This is a genomic window from Rhizohabitans arisaemae (assembly GCF_025996515.1).
GTDB classification, from domain to species: Bacteria; Actinomycetota; Actinomycetes; order Streptosporangiales; family Streptosporangiaceae; genus Rhizohabitans; species Rhizohabitans arisaemae.
The window spans coordinates 57,763-75,561 of record NZ_BLRH01000029.1; the positions used below are offsets into that span (position 1 = coordinate 57,763).

The 17,799-nt window shown below is 68.5% G+C and carries 9 protein-coding genes; 5 read left to right on the forward strand and 4 right to left on the reverse strand.

Annotation, left to right across the window (positions count from 1 at the left end):
* Nucleotides 1–35 precede the first annotated feature (35 nt).
* Nucleotides 36–1,865, reverse strand: coding sequence for an ABC transporter ATP-binding protein (locus tag RUR_RS11765; RefSeq protein WP_283135023.1), 1,830 nt, complete (start codon nucleotides 1,863–1,865; stop codon nucleotides 36–38).
* 92 nt (nucleotides 1,866–1,957) lie between these two features.
* Here RUR_RS11765 and RUR_RS11770 point away from each other — a divergent pair, with 92 nt between their 5' ends.
* Nucleotides 1,958–2,323 carry a hypothetical protein gene (locus tag RUR_RS11770; RefSeq protein WP_283135024.1) on the forward strand — a complete coding sequence of 122 codons (366 nt, stop codon included), beginning with the start codon at nucleotides 1,958–1,960 and terminating at the stop codon, nucleotides 2,321–2,323.
* On the opposite strand, the gene RUR_RS11775 is transcribed toward RUR_RS11770, so the two are convergent.
* Nucleotides 2,281–2,871 carry a DUF6461 domain-containing protein gene (locus RUR_RS11775; RefSeq protein ID WP_283135025.1) on the reverse strand — a complete coding sequence of 197 codons (591 nt, stop codon included), beginning with the start codon at nucleotides 2,869–2,871 and terminating at the stop codon, nucleotides 2,281–2,283. The two genes, RUR_RS11770 and RUR_RS11775, sit on opposite strands and share 43 nt — an antisense overlap.
* 947 nt (nucleotides 2,872–3,818) lie before the next feature.
* On the opposite strand from RUR_RS11775, the gene RUR_RS11780 reads away from it, so the two are divergent.
* Genes RUR_RS11780 through RUR_RS11790 form a run of 3 tightly spaced genes read left to right on the forward strand, consistent with a single transcriptional unit; the run spans nucleotide 3,819 to nucleotide 10,548 of the window.
* A complete protein-coding gene (locus tag RUR_RS11780) occupies nucleotides 3,819–6,977 on the forward strand; it encodes an efflux RND transporter permease subunit (protein ID WP_283135026.1) in 3,159 nt (1,052 codons plus the stop codon).
* A gap of 10 nt (nucleotides 6,978–6,987) precedes the next feature.
* Nucleotides 6,988–7,422: a hypothetical protein gene (locus RUR_RS11785; RefSeq protein WP_283135027.1), complete on the forward strand. Its 435-nt coding sequence runs from the start codon at nucleotides 6,988–6,990 to the stop codon at nucleotides 7,420–7,422.
* Between the two features lie 12 nt (nucleotides 7,423–7,434).
* Complete coding sequence (locus RUR_RS11790; RefSeq protein ID WP_283135028.1) at nucleotides 7,435–10,548, forward strand: efflux RND transporter permease subunit; 3,114 nt, start codon at nucleotides 7,435–7,437, stop codon at nucleotides 10,546–10,548.
* A gap of 25 nt (nucleotides 10,549–10,573) precedes the next feature.
* On the opposite strand, the gene RUR_RS11795 is transcribed toward RUR_RS11790, so the two are convergent.
* Nucleotides 10,574–11,953 (reverse strand): carotenoid oxygenase family protein, encoded by a 1,380-nt coding sequence (locus RUR_RS11795; RefSeq protein ID WP_283135694.1) that lies wholly within the window; start codon nucleotides 11,951–11,953, stop codon nucleotides 10,574–10,576.
* Nucleotides 11,954–12,113: 160 nt separating this feature from the next.
* Here RUR_RS11795 and RUR_RS11800 point away from each other — a divergent pair, with 160 nt between their 5' ends.
* Nucleotides 12,114–13,085 (forward strand): TetR/AcrR family transcriptional regulator C-terminal domain-containing protein, encoded by a 972-nt coding sequence (locus RUR_RS11800; protein WP_283135029.1) that lies wholly within the window; start codon nucleotides 12,114–12,116, stop codon nucleotides 13,083–13,085.
* Between the two features lie 289 nt (nucleotides 13,086–13,374).
* Here the strand turns inward: RUR_RS11800 and RUR_RS11805 are convergent, their stop codons facing one another.
* Nucleotides 13,375–17,637, reverse strand: a complete 4,263-nt coding sequence (locus RUR_RS11805) for a cation-translocating P-type ATPase (protein WP_283135030.1) — start codon at nucleotides 17,635–17,637, stop codon at nucleotides 13,375–13,377.
* Nucleotides 17,638–17,799: the final 162 nt, after the last annotated feature.

The following is a 17,799-nucleotide window of genomic DNA, read 5'->3' on the forward strand; positions in this document are numbered from 1 at the left end:
AAGGCGCGCCGACGCCCCGGTCGCCCGATGGCCGGTCAACGGTGGAGCGCGTCCGGGATGTCGCCGTCAGCCAGGAAGCCCCCGGACTGGTGGTGCCAGAGCCGGGCGTAGGGACCTTGGGCTTGGAGCAACTCGCTGTGGGCGCCCTGCTCCAAGATGCGTCCCTGGTTGAGGACGACGAGTCGATCCATGCGGACGACGGTGCTCAGGCGGTGCGCGACAACGAGCGCGGTGCGGTCCCGCATCAAGCGCCACAAGGCTTCCTGGACGAGGATTTCGCTTTCGGAGTCCAGGGCGCTGGTCGCTTCGTCCAGGAGCAGGATCGGGGCGTCGCACAAGATGGCGCGCGCGAGGGCGACGCGTTGCCGCTGCCCGCCGGAGAGCTTGATGCCACGCTCGCCGACCAGGGTGTCGAATCCGTCCGGCAAAGCCTCGACGAACTCCGTGACATGTGCGGCCCGCGCTGCTCGAAGGATCTCGGCCTCGGTGGCGCCCGGCCGGGCGAACGCGAGGTTGTCCCGCACGGACCGGTGGAACATCGCGGGTTCCTGCGGGACGTAGGCGATAAGGCTGCGCAGGTCGGCTTGACGCAGTCGGGCGATGTCCTGGCCGCCTATCCGGATCCTGCCTTCATCGACGTCCATGAGGCGCAGCAGCAGCCGGGTGAGGGTGCTCTTGCCGCTGCCGGACCGGCCGACCAGCCCGATCTTGGCGCCGCTGGGGATGTCCAGGTCCAGGTCCTCGAACAGGGGAGGGCCGTCGGCGTGCGCGAACCTCACCCGCTCGAAGCGGATGCCCGCGTCGGCCTGGCGCAGCGGCTGCGGGTCGGCCGGATCCACCACGGTCGGCGGTATGAGGAGCAGTTCGGTGAATTGAGCCGCTTCGGTGAGCACGCTCTCGATACGCCGGTATATCTGGTTGAAGTCGTACATGATGCTGATCGTGTTTGCGTAGTAGGTGAACGTCACCACGATGGCCTCCACGCCGAGGCCGCCGCGGAGCGACACGGCAAGAAGCAGGCCCACGGTGCTGGTGAGCACTGCCAGCGGGGCGACGACGGTGTCCACCCGGAGGTTGCCGTAGTCCCAGGAAAGGAGGGACAACCTGCGCTGCTCGGCGACCCTGGCCTGATATTCGGTGGCTTCGCGATCCTCGGCGGCGAACGCGCGGACCGTCTCCATGTTGGCCAGCACGTCGGAGACATGGCCCGACACCCGCACTTTGGCGGCCTCGCGTTTTTCGACCAGCGCCTGGCGACGGCGGATGAGCGGGGCAACGAGAACGCCGGTGACAATGATGAGGCCCACGAGCACGAGGACCAGCAGCGGGTGATACCGCCACAGCACCACCGAGGCAAAGGTCAGGGGCACCACCTTGGCCATGATCGAGAATGTGAGCAGGTCGGCGAATTCCTCGAACCTGGAGGAGAATCCAAGCACCCGTTTGGTCAGCGAACCGGCGAAGTTGTCGTGGAAGAACGCGGCGTCCTTGGCCAGCAACTCGTCCATGCCCACCACGCCGAGTCGCTCGACCCCCCGGGCGTCGACACGGTTCAGGAAGTGAAACCCCACCCGCCACAGCGCCTCGCCCGCCAGCAGCAATGCGCCGAAGCCGAGCACGTAAGGCAGTAACGCATCGATGGAGCCGTCTCCGCCGCGAGACAGATGCCCCACAAGCCCAGCCACCGCCAGCGGTGCCAGATAGAACAGGCAAATGTTCCCCATCGCCGGAGATATCAGCGCGGGCACCGCGACCCGCCACTGGCGCCTGAACTCACCACAGTAGTAGCGCAGTGCCAGCAGAACCGCCGACCTTCGCACAGATGGATGGTCTCCAGAGTTCTCGAGCGATCCGAGCGCGGTCATCCACCCTCCTGAATGCCGACATCGCCGTGGCCATGCTGCCGTAGGGCGTACGGGGGAGCGAACGATTTTTCAGCCACCCCGGGCTCGCGTCCTTGCCCGGCGACCAGCTCGTCCACTTCGACGCCGAGCTCGCCGGGACCGACATTTCCGAGCTGGAATCGATGCTCACCCGATGGGCGGTGCTCGCCAACGACGGCTTCGAGGAGTTCCTCCTCTCGGCTCCGTTCGAGGACCTGGACTTCGGGGGGCGCTTCTACGACGAGCGACCGGAGAGCGAAGTGTTTGTGTGCGGCAACGAGCATCTGGATCGACTCTTGTCCGACCCAAAACTTGCTGCCGGGATTGCCCAGGTCCACGGGGCGGCTGCGGAGATGGATCGGGCCTACACGATGGACCTGGCGAGGCCGGCGACTGCTTACGTGGTGGTCGGCTGCTCGGGGATGACACCGGATAGGTAAGTGGACCCCTCCAGGATCTGGGGCGTGAGTTTGATTCCGGTGAGGCGCTCGATCAGGACAAGCCCTGGCCCCTGGTAGAGATCGTGGTTCTTCCCGTAGTCGTGATCGATCTGCTTCATGGTCTCCACGAGTTCGTCGGGAACCTTCTCGGAGTAGCCCTCCTGGGCCCAGAAGCCGAACCGGATCTCCCCGTCTTCCACCCAGCGGAAGTCCTCCAGGCCCTTGATGTCGAGGCGGTAGAGGGAGACCAGGCGGGTGCCCGCCGACAGCGGCACGGTGAACTTGTCGTCGGCGCCGAGCCAGCTGTTGTGCTGCGCGACGAACGCCCAGTCGCCGACGCTCGTGACCGCGACGAACTGGGTTTTGTAGTTGTAGTAGGAGCCGGCGTCGATCGACTCATTGAGCGTCGTCCGGGAGAAGTCCGCTGCTCGGCCACCCATCCGGGCTACGAGCTGCTCGGGTGTGAGCCCGCGGACGAAGATGAAGCTGTAAGCCTCCGCGAGGCTGGAGTCGGCGAACCAGGCGTAGTCGTCAGAGGGCGTGATCATGCAGAGATCATGGCAGGGCCCACCGACACAACCCTTCGCGGAAGCGGTTGTCCCGCTTCAAGACACGTACACACGGTCTGAGCTGAGGCTTTGCAGATCGGGTCGTGATACCCGTCGATCGTGTCGCCGACGACCTTACGGCGTTCGATCCGTCCTTGTATCGGCGCCGCTTAGGCGGATCCCGCCACAGGCTGATTACGGTCACGTCCAGCGGAGTTCACCACTCCGCTGGACGTGACCGCCGGCGGCCCGCAAAGCACGCCGAACCAAAATCCTGCGGAGCGTGGTCCCGAATCATCGAGAACATCTGCGGCCTCCGCTTTTCGGTGCTTCCGGCCGGCGCTTGGTTGCGGTCGCCTTGATCCCTGTATTCCGCCGGATTGTTTGGACACCCTGCCTCTACTAAAGATGTTCTTGGTGCCATGCCCTGTCTGCAACGGACAGGTGGCCTGAAGGCGATCACCCATTGGATCCATTTTCGGTCAGCTTTCGCGCGTCGCTGATCCTGTCAGGAAATGGCTATAAATGCAGATGGGATTTTCTTATCGAGATTCAAGGGAGCAGCCGCATTTTGGGAGGGTTCCGGTCCTCTTGATATTGCCCCAGAGGCTGCCCGCAACGCTTAGGTGACCGCCGTAATAATTTGGAGTGGGGGCGGCTCGTACATTCTGACAACGCAAATCAAGAACTCGGGGTAATTAATTCGCTACCAAGCCATTGACAGCCGGTCCCGGCGAAGATACATATTCACCACAGCACTCAAGCGCCGCGCGCGCCGCTAGCCTCGTTTTTGGGATCTTGAAAACCCGAAGTGTGTATGGACGCGACCCGCCTGGCCCTTTGCTGGGTTTGCTGTCCATCTTAAATTCAAAGGCGAATTCAATTCTGACGTAAAGTCGCGTTTGTCATTCGATCTTTTGGCCCTGGGGAAACGGAAAGGCGCGACAATGCGCTGGATCGTCGCATGGAGTCTTAGATTTCGCGGATTCGTCGTCGTGGCCGCCTTGGCCCTCCTGGCGCTTGGGGTGGTCCAGCTCAGGGATACCTCGGTCGAGGCCCTGCCCGAGTTCTCCGTTCCCTACGTCGAGGTGCAGACCGAGGCGCTGGGCTTGTCGGCCTACGAAGTCGAGCAGTTGATCACGGTTCCGCTTGAGGTCAATCTGCTGAACGGGGTGGCCTGGCTGGACGAGATCAGATCCAACTCGGTGGCCGGACTCTCGTCGATCGAGCTGATCTTCGAGCCGGACACGGATCTGCTGCAGGCACGGCAGATGGTGCAGGAACGCCTCCTGCACGCAGGCCTTCTGCCCAACGTCTCCAAACCCCCCACGATGCTCCAGCCGCTGTCATCGGCCAGCCGCGTCGCCATCGTGGGTCTGGCCTCCAAGAACCTGTCGCTGATCGAGATGTCGGTGCTCGCGCGCTGGAACATCAAACCCAGGCTCATGGGCGTGCCCGGCGTCGCCAACGTCGCCATCTGGGGTCAACGCGAGCGCCAGCTCCAGGTCCAGGTCGATCCCGATCGACTGCGCGGCCACGGTGTCTCCCTGGACCAGGTCATCTCGACCACCGGCAACGCGCTGTGGTCCTCGCCGCTGAGCTTCGTCAAAGCCTCCACCCCGGGCTCCGGCGGCTTCATCGACACCCCACAGCAACGGCTGGGCATCCAGCACATCTCCCCGATCAGGACGGCACAGGATCTGGCCAAGGTACCGGTCGAGCCTGCGGCGGACGGGGACGACGATGAGGACGACGCGGCGAAGGTCGTGACGCTGGGCGACGTCGGAAACGTCGTCGAGGACCACCAGCCGCTCATCGGCGACGCCGTGCAGGCCGGCGGCAAGGGTCTCATGCTGGTCGTCGAGAAGTTCCCCGGTGCCGACACGCTCGCGGTCACCAAGGGCGTCCAGGATGCGCTGGACGCCCTCAAGCCCGGCCTTTCGGGCATGGAAATCGACTCCTCGGTCTACCGTCCCGCGTCCTTCGTGGAGAGCGCCCGCGCCAACCTCGCGCTGTCGCTGGCGCTTGGGCTGCTTCTGCTGATGCTGGTCGTCGGAGTCCTGCTGCTCAGCTGGCGGTCCGCGGTGGTCGTCCTGGTCACCGTGCCGCTCGCGCTGGTCACGGCCATGCTCGTCCTGAGCTGGCGGGGCGGCCAGTTCAACACCCTCGCCCTGGCCGGTCTTGTCGTGGCTCTCGCCGTCGTCGTGCACGACGCCGTGACCGATGTGGACCACATCGCGCGGCGGTTGCGCGAGCGAGGGGGCAGGCCCGTCCACGAGGTCGTCGCGGAGGCCTCGCTCGAGGTGCGTTCACCGCTGGTCTACGCAACGTTGATCGCGGCGGCGGTGGCCGTACCGGTGCTGTTCCTGCCCGATCTGGCGGGTGTCTTCCTCGGGTCGCTGGTCACCGCCTACCTGCTGGCCATCGCCGCCTCGCTGCTGGTCTCGCTCATCGTGACGCCCGCGCTGACCTCCTTCCTGCTCTCCCGAGCCGGGACGCCCGGGCGCGAGCCCGCGATACCGCGCCGCTACGCCTCGCTGCTGACCCGGATGGCCGGCAAACCGGGGCCGCTGTACACCGTGGCGGCGCTGGTTCTCGTCGCAGGTCTCGCCGTCGGCGGGTTCGCGGTGCTGCCCAGGGTCGGCGACTCGGTGCTGCCCGCCTTCCAGGATCGGGACCTGCTGGTGCGGTGGGAGACCGAACCCGGCACCTCGCACTCCGCGATGGTGGGTGTCGGCGACCGGGTCAGTCAGGAGCTGCGGGCTTTGCCCGGGGTGCGGGGTGTGACCGCGCACGTCGGCCGCGCCGTCGCCTCCGATCAGGTCGTGAACATCAACTCGGGTGTGCTGTGGGTCGGCCTCAAGGCGGACGCCGACTACCTGGCCACGCGCGAAGCCGTACGCGGCGTAGTCGGCCGCCATCCGGGCTTCGACCGCGAGGTGCGGACCTTCCACGAGGAGAGCGTCGGCGCCACCAGGCAGACCGGCGCCGGGTCCGACGTGGCCGTCCGCGTCTACGGCAGGGACCTGGAGCAACTGAAGGCCAAGGCCGAGGAGGTACGGCAGGCCGTCGCGTCCGTCGGCGGCGTGCGGGCGGCCCAGCTCAGGCTGCAGCCCGTGGAGCCGACCGTCGAGGTCGAGGTCGACCTGGCCAAGGCGCAGAAGGAAGGTCTCAAACCAGGCGATGTACGGCGGGCCGCGGCCATCTGGTTGTCGGGAGTCGAGGTCGGCAGCCTGTTTGAGAACCAGAAGGTCTTCGAAGTCATCGTGGTGGGCACGCCCGCCACCCGGAAGGACCTGAACAGTGTGTCCGAGATCAAGCTGGACACGCCCGCAGGCCGTCAGGTTCGCCTGGGAGACGTCGCCACGGTACGGGTGACGCCGAACCAGAACGTGTTCAAACACGAGGCCACCTCACGCTACTTCGACGTCGTCGCCGAGCTCTCGGGCCGCGGGCACGGGGAGGTCGCGGCCGACATCGAGTCGAAACTGGAGAAGATCCGGTTCCCGTTGGAGTTCCACGCCGAGGTTCTGGCGAAGGGCGACGTGAACGAGGTCGGCCTGCCGGCCCTGGCGGGACCCGCGTCGGCGGCGCTGCTGGCCGCGCTCCTGCTGCTGCAGAGCGCGCTGGGCGGCTGGCGTATGGCACTCGTCGCACTGCTCTGCCTGCCGCTCGCGCTGGCGGGGACCGCCGTGGTGGTGCTGCTCGGCGAGGATTCGCTCTCGGTGAGTGCGCTGGCCGGGTTGCTCGCGGTCGCCGCGCTGGCGATCCAGGCGACGGTGCTGACGGCCGGGCGAATCCGGCGCCTGGCCCGACAGGACGGATCTCCGCCCACGTCGGACCATGTCGTCAGGGGTGCGGCAGAGAGCGTCGTCCCGGTGCTCACCACGTCGCTGGCCTTCGCCGCGGCTGTGCTGCCGCTGGTTCTCCTGGGTGGTGTCCCCGGTCTGGAGGTGGCCCGTCCGGTCGCGATCGCGATGCTGGGCGGCTTGGTGTCGACCCTGCTTTACGCCCTGTTCGTGCTGCCCGCCCTCTACCTGCGGCTGGCCCCCCGATCCGATCACGATACCGAGCTGCGGGAATTGACCGCGGTCCACACGTCTTAGAGGGGCAGCGGTGAACAGCCGAACGTGGATCGCGGTGGCGGCCTTGGCCGCAGGCCTGCTTGGCATCACGTCCTGCGCGCAGGACTCGACGAAATCCCAGGCGGTCAAGAACTCTCCCGTGACGGTGGAGTCGACGGGACAGGACGGGGTGAGCAGGGTCAAGGTCACCCAGCGGGCGGCCGAACGCCTGGGCATCACCTTGGCCGCCGTCCGGAGCGACGGTTCGGGGCTGGCTCTGCCGTACTCCTCCATCGTCTACGACTCCGAGGGCTTGACCTGGGTCTACACCAACCCCGAGCCGCTGGTCTACGTGCGGGCCAGGATTACCGCCGACCGTGTCGAGGGCGAAACCGCCTACGTGACCACGCAGCTGTCCGTGGGCATCTCGGTCGTGACGACGGGGGCGGCTGAACTGTTCGGCGCCGAGCTCGGCATAGGGAAGTAGGGGTCTCCGCAGATGATGCGCTGGATCGTCGGGTCGAGTCTCAGATTCCGATACATCGTGCTGGCTCTGGCCGCGGGAATGATGTTCTTCGGCGTGGGCCAGCTCCGTGACATGGCCGTCGACGTCTTCCCCGAGTTCGCCCCGCCCAGGGTCGAGGTGCAGACCGCGTGCCTTGGGCTGGCCGCGGCCGAGGTGGAGAGCCTGATCACCGTTCCGCTTGAGGAGGCGCTGAACGGGGTCGACGGGCTGGACGTCATGCGCTCCAAGTCCGTGTCGCAGCTCTCCTCCATCTTGATGATCTTCAAGCCGGGCACCGACCTGATCAGGGCCAGGCAATTGGTCCAGGAGCGCCTGTCGACCGTCACGCCGACGATTCCCAGCTGGGCGACGCCGCCCACAATCCTCCAGCCGCTCTCCTCCACCAGCCGGGTCATGAAGATCGGTATCTCCTCGGAGAACCGTCAGCTGCTCGACCTTTCCATGATCTCGTTCTGGACGATCCGCAACAGGCTCCTCCAGGTTCCCGGTGTGGCCAACGTGGCCACCTGGGGTCAGCGCAAGCAGATGACGCTCGTACAAGTCGACCCCAAGAAGATGAACGAGCACGACGTCTCGCTGGACCAGGTGATGCGGGCCACGGGTGACTCGATGGACGCGGGGCTGCTCAAGCACTCCAACGGCACCCTGGTGGGCACCGGCGGCTTCCTAGAGACCGGCGACCGGCGCCTGCCGATCAGGCACGTGCTGCCCATCACCGCGGGCCAGGACATCGCCGCCATCCCGGTCGTCAACGGCGACGGCAAGCCGGTGCCGCTGAGCGAGATCGCCGAGGTGGTGGAGGGACACCAGCCGCTCATCGGCGACGCCGTCATCAACGACGGCGAAGGGCTGATGCTTATCGTCGAGAAGCTGCCCTGGGGCAACACGCTGGAGGTGACCAAGGGGATCGAGGCCGCCGTCGACGCGCTGCGGCCGGGCCTGCCGGGTGTGGACATCGATACCACGATCTTCAGGCCGGCCACCTTCGTCGAGGTGGCCCTGGACAACCTGACCACCTCACTCCTGCTCGGCTTCTTCCTGGTCGTGCTCATCATCGGCGCGTTCCTGTTCGAGTGGCGGGCCGCCGTGATCAGTGTGCTCACCATCCCGCTCTCACTGATGGCCGCCGTCCTGGTGCTGCAGTGGCGCGGTGACACGATCAACACGATGATCCTGGCGGGCCTGGTGATCGCGCTCGGCGTCGTCGTGGACGACGCGATCATCGACGTCGAGAACATCGTGCGAAGACTCCGGCAACACCGTGCGGCCGACAGCGGCAGATCGACCGCACAGGTGATCCTGGACGCCTCGATGGAGGTGCGCTCGCCCATCATCTACGCGACCTTGATCATCATCGCCGCCGCGGTTCCCGTCCTGTTCCTCGACGGACTGGCCGGAGCCTTCTTCGGCCCCCTGACGATCTCCTACACGCTGGCCGTCGGCGCCTCGCTGCTGGTCGCGCTGACCGTGACCCCGGCGCTATCGCTGATCATGTTGTCCAAGGCTCCGCTCGGCACCCGCGAATCACCGCTGGTCCGCTGGTTGCAGCGGGGATACCAGCACCTGCTGACCAGGATCATCCGGCGGCCACGCTGGGCGTATGCGAGCGTCGGTGTGGTTTTGGCCGCAGGGCTCGGTGTGCTGCCCTTCCTGGGGCAATCCCTGCTGCCCTCGTTCAAGGAACGCGATTTCCTCATGCACTGGGTCACCCAGCCGGGCACCTCGCATCCGGAGATGATCCGGATCAGCGAAGCGGCCAGCAAGGAACTGCGCGCCATCCCGGGGGTGCGCAACTTCGGGGCGCACATCGGCCAGGCCGTCAACGCCGACGAGGTGGTCGGCATGAACTTCGGCGAGAACTGGATCAGCGTCGACCCGTCCGCCGACTACGACAAGACCCTCGCCGCCGTCCAGGAGGTGGTGGACGGCTACCCGGGCCTCTACCGCGACGTGCAGACCTACCTCAAGGAACGCATCAAGGAGGTGCTCACCGGCAGCAGCGAGACCATCGTCGTCCGCATCTACGGTGACGACCTGAAGGGCCTGCGGGATGTGGCCAAGAAGATCCAGGAGCGCATCGCGGGCATCGCCGGGGTTGTCGAGGCCCAGGCCTCGCTCCAGCAGGACATCCCCCAGGTGGAGGTCGAGGTCGACCTGGCCAGGGCGCAGAAGCACGGGCTCAAGCCCGGAGACGTACGGCGCGCGGCGGCGGCACTGCTGGCCACCGAGGAGGTCAGCGACACCTACTGGGAGGGCCGCATCTACGACGTTCGGGTGTGGAGCACCCCGGCGACCAGGTCCAGCCCGACTGCGATCAAGGAGCTGCCGATCGACACGCCCCGCGGCGAGCAGGTGCGCCTGGGAGACGTGGCCGACGTACGGATCAAGCCCACGCCGAACATCATCGAGCGCGAGGGCGGCTCGCGCAGGATCGACGTGGGCGCCAACGTCGCCGGCCGCGACCTCGGCTCGGTCGCGCGGGACGTGAAGGCCGCACTCGCGGATGTCACCTTCCCGCAGGGCTTCCACGCCGAGGTGCTCGGTGAGTACGCCGAGCGGCAGGCCGCGCAGCAGCGCCTGTTCGGCTACGCGGCGATCGCACTGGTGGCGGTCCTGGTCCTGCTCAACCTGTCCTTCCGCAGCTGGCGGCTGGCGATACTCAGCCTGATCACCCTGCCGGTCGGCCTGGTCGGCGGGATGCTCGCGGTGGCCTTGGGCGACGGAACCCTCTCCCTGGGGGCGCTGGTCGGGTTCTTCACCGTCATGGGCATCGCCGCGCGCAACGGCATCCTCATGATCAATCACTTCCAGCACCTGGAAGATCAAGAGAACGAGTCCTTCGGCGTGGACCTCGTGCTGCGCGGGGCCAGGGAGCGGTTGTCCCCCATTCTGATGACCGCGCTCGCGGCGGGGCTGGCGGTCGTCCCTTTGGTGATCATGGGCAACATTCCCGGGCATGAGATCGAGCACCCGCTCGCCGTCGTCGTGCTGGGCGGCCTGTTCACCTCCACCCTGCTGAACCTGTTCGTCACCCCCTCGCTCTACCTGCGCTTCGCCCGGAGCCGAGCGCGGAGCACCACCGCGTGACGGCGGACGGGTCGTCCTGGCCCCGTCAGGCGTCGGGGATCCAGCTGCCGTGCAGGCCGAGCGGCACCCTGGCCGGCAGGTGGATCCGGGCGAGCGGGGCGCCGGTGAAGTCCTGGGCGGACAGGATGACCAGGTCCGTGGTACCGCGATCGGGGTCGAGCACGTAGGCCATGAGATAGCCGTCGTCCTCGGTCCCGCCGTACGGGCTGGGGGCGAACGCGGCCTCGCTCACCGCGGCGCCCGCGCCGAACGCGTGCACCTCGCTGCCGCCGTGCCGCAGGTCGTGCTTGATGAGCACGTTGGAGAACATCTCGTCGGGATGGGGTCCGTCGATCGGGAACGGCGTGCCGTACAGCGCGGCCGTCGCGGCGAAGTAGCCGTAGCGGTGCGGCCGGGACACCGTCGCCTCGTTCACCCGGGGGAAGTCCTGGGGCCGGTCGTCCAGGCGCCTGGTGTGGACCTTGCCGGCGGAGAGGTCGATCGTCCAGCGGTCGAGCGTGGGCAGGGCGCCGCCGGGGTCGGTCGGGTCCACGGGGCCGTCGGCGCGGGCGAGGTCGACGACGATTGCGCCGTCACCGTCGTCGTAGGCGTTCAGGGTGTGGCTGATGTGCGAGGGGTTGCTCTCCAGCCAGCGCACCGGCCCCCCGTCGCGGGATAGGACGCCGACCCGTCCGGGATGCTCCGGGTTCCAGCGCATGACCTGCCCGGGATCGGCACCGGCCATGAGCGCGGCGACGTCGTAGGCGAGGGGCGTGTCGTAGACGACCACATGGTTCTCGGTCAGCGCGAAGTCGTGCATGTAGGGCGTGTCGGCCGGGACGGGGATGTCGGTCACGCGGGTCACCACCCCGTTCGCGTCGGTGACGATGTGCTGGACGAACGGCATGCCGGGGATGTACGCCACCGAGTGGAGTTCACCGGTGTGCGGGTCGAGCTTGGAGTGCGCGTTCGCGCTGAAGCCCTGGGAGGTGACACCCAGGCCGCACGGCCCGACCGTGTCGAGTTCATAGCCGAGCTCGTACGGCAGGCCGCCGGCTTCGACGAGGGCGAAGGTCCGGCCGGCATGCCCGATCACGTGCGTGTTGGGGGCGAAGTCCATCCGCGGGTCTTCGGGGGAGTCGGGCCGCCGGGGCTCCCCGAGTGCGTCGAGGACGCCGGTGGAGCGCACCCAGCGGTTGCGGTACCACTCGGCGCGGCCGTCGCGGATGCGGACACCGTGCACCATGCCCTCTCCCGCCGCCCAGAGGTGTGCGGCGGGGTCGTCGACGCCGAGGGGGTTGGGTCCGATGCGGAGGTAGCGCCCGGTGAGTTCCCGAGGGATATCCCCGGTCACCGGCAGGTCGTAGGCGGTGGTTTCGGTGGTTACGGGGGCGAAGGCGCCCTTCAGGTAGCGGTTGATGACTATCCTCCTACTTGGATACGTTGTACGGACGGGATTTCGTACAACGTATCCACACCTGCCAATGACCTCAATAAATGCCTGATATGACCTAGGGTAGAAGAGAGATCGGCCCCAGGTCCTTCGGCTGTCCGCCGGAATTCTGCCCTAGGGTAGAAGGCTCCGAGTGAAAGGCGAAACCGTGACCGCCGCCGACCCGCCGTACGTCCGGATCGCCGCGGAGATCCGCGCCCGGATCTCCTCCGGCGAGCTCCGCCCGGGAGACCGGATCCCCTCCACCCGGCAGATCACCAAGCAGTGGGGGGTGGCCAAGGCGACCGCGAGCAAAGTGATCGATGTGCTGGGCCGCGAAGGTGTGGTCAAGACCGTGCCCCGCGTCGGAACCGTCGTCGCCGGCCCGGACGCGGCCCCCGACGTCCCGGGGAAGGCCACCCGGGCAACACGCCCGGCCCGTGTGCCCGTACGGCATCTGAGCGCCGCCCGGATCGCCGCGGCGGCGATGGCGATCGCCGACGAGCAGGGCTTGGCCGGGCTGTCCATGCGCGGCGTCGCAGGCGCCCTCGAAGTCCCCACCATGTCGCTCTACCGGTATGTGGACACCAAGGACCAGCTGCTCGACCTCATGGCCGACGCCGCCTTCGGTGAGATCGAGTACCCGCCCGCCGCTCCCGAATCCTGGCGGGCGCATCTGGAACTGGCGGCTCGGCTGCAATGGCGGGTCTACCGCCGCCACCCGTGGCTGCCGGCCGTGATCTCGCTCACCCATCCGCGCGTTCTGCCCAACCTCGCGCGTTACGGCGAATGGACGTTGCGGGCCACCCGCAAGCTCGGGTTGGACCTCGAGGCCGGCGCGATGGTGCATCTGATGATCGCCAACTATGTCCGCGGGACGGCCACGAACCTGGACCTGCAGGCCGAAATGGAGCAGCGGACCGGGCTCGCCGGCGGATCGTGGGTCATGGCGCAGTTCGCCGCGGCGGGTGGTTCCGCGCCGCGGCGTGACGAGCTGCCTGAGGTCGTACGGGCCATGCGGCCGGATCCGGGTTTTCGCATGGATCTCGACGACCTCTTCGAGTTCGGCCTGCGACGTCTGCTGGACGGCGTGGGCGTCCTGGTCGGCGGCCGTTCGGCACGTTGAGGGTGGATTCAGCGACCTGGTGTGGCCGGCGTTCGCACCGGAAGCGTGCTCGAAGACGAGACCGGCGTGCGGGCGATCCTGGCGATCATCGTCATCGCGGGCCTTAGTGCTCAGATCCTCGCCTCTGGCCGTAACACCACCCACACCGTTTGAAGGGCGCCTGTCGGCACGAACCGACATTGGCGAGATCTCGCCCGGTCGCTGGGCCGAGGTCGTTGGAGGACCCGCCCGACGGGCGGCGCTTGCCGATGGATTGGGGGATCTCCAGGGCCCGCTCGAAGCCGTGACGCTAGCCGACGCGCGGGGCAGGAGCCAGCCGTAGGCCGACTGCGGTGGCGGCAGCGGCGCTGCCCAGGGCGATGACCCATCCCACGGGGCCGATCGGGCGGCAGCCGAACAGGGTGTTCACGCCGGGAATGGAGATGATCAATCCGAGGGCGGCCAGGGAGACGGCGCCGGCCAAAAGGACGGTGCGGTCGCCGCGGCTGACCGCCATCGTCTGCATCAGCTGCGCCGACACCAGCGCGGCGAGGGCGACGGTGCCGGCGTTCCACCGTAGGCCGGTCATGCCGTCGAGCAGCGCGGCGGTGGTGGCGGCCGCCGCGGCGACGCCCGCGCGGATCATGATGTCGTGTCCCAGCGGCTTGCCGAGGGAGGCCTCGGGGCCCTCGGCGAGCAGCTGCTCGGGACTGGTTCCGGCCGGGGGCCGTACCGCCACCGCCAGCGCGGGGATCATGTCGGTGAGCAGGTTGACCAGCAACAGCTGGCGGGCGTTGAGGGCGGCTGCGCCGCCTAGGGCGCTGGCACCGACGGTGTAGGCGACCTCGCCGAGGTTCCCGCCGAGCAGGATGGCGAGGGCGTCGCGCACCGAGGTCCACATGGCGCGGCCCTCGGCGATCGCGTCGGTGATGGTCTCGATCCGGTCGTCGGTGACCACCACGTCGGCCGCGCTGCGGGCTGCCTGGGTCGCCTGGGCGCCGAGTGCGATGCCCACGTCGGCGAGCCGGATGGCCGGGGCGTCGTTGGCTCCGTCGCCGGTGACCGCGACCACCCGGCCGCTGTGGCGGAACGCCTTCACGATGCGCACCTTGTGGGTGGGAGTGACCCGGGCGAACACCGCGACCTGCGGCAGTACCGCGGCGAGTTCCCCGTCGCCCATGGCGTCGAGTTCGGCGCCGGTGAGGATCCGTCCGCCGTTGAGGGCGTTGAGCTCGGCGGCGATCGCCTCGGCGGTGCTGGGGTGATCCCCGGTAACGATGACGTGCCGCACCCCGGCTTGCTGCAGGCGGGCCACCCCTATGGCGGCGGTCGCGCGGACCGGATCGGCCAGGGCGAGCAGCCCGAGCAGGGTCAGCCCGGCGATGCGTGACTCGTCCAGGTCGCGGCGGGTGGAGGCAGGCCGCTCGGCGACCGCGAGCACCCGGTAGCCCTTGCGCGCCAGCTGGTCCACCTTCCGGTAGACCTCCTCACGGGTCTTCTCGTCGAGCGGTGTTTCGGTGTTGTCGATCAGCCAGTGCGCACACCGCTCCAGCACGATCTCGGGTGCGCCCTTCACACTCAGCCGCTGCCCGTCGGGTACCCGGCCGAGAGTGGCGTGGTAGCCGCGGCCGGGCTCGAACGGCAGTCCGTCGATCAGGTGCCAGGCACCGGTGTCGACGCCGGCGTGCGCCGCGCCGTCCACCACCGCCCGGTCGGTCGGGTGCGGCAGCACCTCACCGGGTGTCGGGCAGGCTCGGATGGCGGTGTTCAGCACGCGGCGCAGTTCCGGCGTGAGCCGGGTGGTCGGCGACTCGCTCCGCCCGTCGCTGACCCAGCGCAGCCTGATGCGTCCCTCGGTGAGGGTGCCGGTCTTGTCGAAGCACAGCACGTCCACCCGGCCCAGCGTCTCGATCGTGCCGGGGTTGCGCACCAGCACCCCACGTTTGGACAGCCGTTTTGCCGACGCCAGCTCGGCCACCGTGGCGACGAACGGCAACCCTTCGGGCACCGCGGCGACCGCCAGGCCCACCGCCTGCCCCAGCGAGGCGCCGAACGAGCACCCGCGCAACAGGTTCGCCAGGATCAGCAGGCCACCGGCGGCGGCCGACAACGGCAGAATGATCCGGGTCAGGTCGCGCAGCCTGGCTTCAACGCCCCCGATCGGCGGACCGTCCCCGGCCGTCCGGACGCTGCGTCCCGCCTCGGTAGCCGCCCCGGTGGCCACGACCACGCCGACCCCGGACCCGGCCGCGATGACCGTCCCCTCGTACACCATGGAACGCCGGTCCGCCACGGTTTCGGCGGCCACCGGGTGGGCCGTCTTGGGCACCGGCAGGGACTCCCCGGTGAGGGAGGACTCGTCGACCTCCAGGTTGTCGGTCTCGATCAGTCGGCAGTCGGCCGGTACGGGGTCGCCCGCAGCCAGCTCGATCACGTCCCCCGCGACCAGGTGCTCCACCGGCGTCTCCCGCACCCGGCCCTCGCGGCGCAGTTGTGTCCGTATGGCGGTGGCGGTCAGCAGGCCGTGCAGCGCGCGGTGGGCACCCTGCCGCTGTAAGCCGCCGATCAGCGCGTTCCCCGCGAGAACACCCCCGATGAGCGCGGCGTCCGACACCGAGCCCAGCACGGCCGAGACGGCCGCTCCGGTCACCAGGATCGGTGTGAGCGGGTTGGCCAGCTCCTCGCAGAACACCTTGAACAGACCTGGTGGGCCTTCGGTGAAAGGGGCGGCGATCCGGCGGCGTTCGGCCTCGCCGTCGGGCAGCCCACGGTGGGTCGTCCGCAATCGGTTGAGCACGGCCTGTACGGGCATGGCGTGCCAGGCGGTGAGGTCATGCGGGATCGGCGCGGGACGGCGGAGCATGCGCCGGGCCGTCCAGGTGCCCGCCAGGAGAGAGATTCCCGCCGCCAGGTTGACCGTCACATAGGCGATGCGGATGCCGCCGGGCATCGCCAGAGCCATCAGTTCCGCGCAGCACGAGCCGGCGAACGCGAGCCGCGCGCTGCGCCTGCTGGCGAGCCGGGCCGGTCCGGCCGCACCGAGCAGCAGCACCGCCCCGGCCAGGTCGCAGCTCACATCGGCGGTCCACCGCTTGCGCTTCGCCGAGCCGATGCCGACACCGAGGTCCGCTGCGGCCAGTGCCGCCTTGCCGGAGGCCGAGACCACCGCGACGCCATGACCGTCGGCCTGCAGCGCGCGCACTTCCGCGGCGAGCCGTCGGCTACCGGCGACGGCTCCGACTACGCCGAGGCGATTCCCCGCGTCCTGCGGTCCGCCGGCCAGCAGGACGGTACCCACTGATTCGGCTGCCTCGGTCAGCGGCTTGGCCAGGGGATGCAGCTCGGCGACCATGGTCACCTGGGCGACATGGCGCCCGTCCCGGGTGAGCGTGAGCGTACCGTCCGGCCGGCACGGCTCGACGGTCCAGGCAGCCTGCTCGCGCCGCTGCCACGGATCAGCCGGATCGACCAGTTCGTGGATGATCGCGTGCACTTCCGCGGAACTCTCGTTGGCGGCGATCTCAGATTCCGGCTCGCCGGGAATGTCGACGCGGTGGACCGTCCAGCGCCCGGTCAGCAGCGCGGCGACGTCGACGACCACGGTGTCGATCCGGTCCAGGCGGCGCAGCGCCCGGCGGTCGAGCACCAGCACCTCACGCCGGACCAGGCCCCGGCCGAGTTCGGCGCAGAAGGCCTCCCGGCCAAGCCGTGCGGCCTTCGGCACCGCCGCCGTCAGGAAGGTCAGGCCGTGCTCTGGCGCGCGGCCGAGGGTGGCGATCAGCCCGTACGCCCCCAGCGCGGCCGGTACGGCCAGGTCGCAGTAGCGCTCGATCGGACCCGGCGGAAGCGGAACCGGGCGCTCGAGCCGCGCGTACGGCTCGGACCGGTGTGAGGTCGTGTCGGCGGCTCTGGCCCAGGCGTGATGATGAGCATGGGACTCAGCCAGCAGCAGGCCGGCGCCGACGGTGTCGATCAGCTGGCCCAGCGGGCGGAACGACAGCACGTTGGCGATCGTGGTCGAGATCCCGAACAGGGCGTCGACGGCGGGCTCCCCGAGTCGCTTCGCCGCAACGTCCCGCAGCCACGGGTAGGAGTCGGCCAAGGCGATCAGCGCCGGCACGGCCGAGGGCAGACCACGTAATCCCGCCAGCCGACCGGCCGCCGACACTCCCAGCCCGGCCAGCCGTACTCCGAATCCGAGCGCCGCCGCCGACACGTCCGGCAGCGTCACCTCGCCGGCGTACGGCGCGCCGTCCAGATCGTGCTCGTCCTCCAGGTCTTCGATCAACGAGATCAGATCGTCCTCGTTGAGCGTCTCACCCGCCAGGAAGACGTATCCCAAAGCCCGGTTGACCTCGGTCCGCGTCACCCCGCCGACCGCCATGAGGCGCCGTTCGAGGGCCTCGGCCGCAGGCTCCACGCCGGGCAGGTGCAATCCGCGCACCTCGATACAGAGTCCGCTCGCTCCGGTCGGCCAGCTACGCCGCCCGCGTCGTCGACCTGGGACCGTCAGGGAATCCACCATCGCGCCGAGCTTGCCCGCTTCGCCCTGAACCGCCTCGAGAAACGGCACGCTTCGCAGCATTCCGGTGGCCAGAGACAGCACCTGCCCGAACATGCCGCGATCCCCCACTTGACACCAGTAGCTTCGTACGGTGGGAGGATTTAGCCTCTGATGCTAGACCATGGGAGGGTTCGTCAGGCGCTCTACCTGGTGATTCGCCAAGAATTGGCG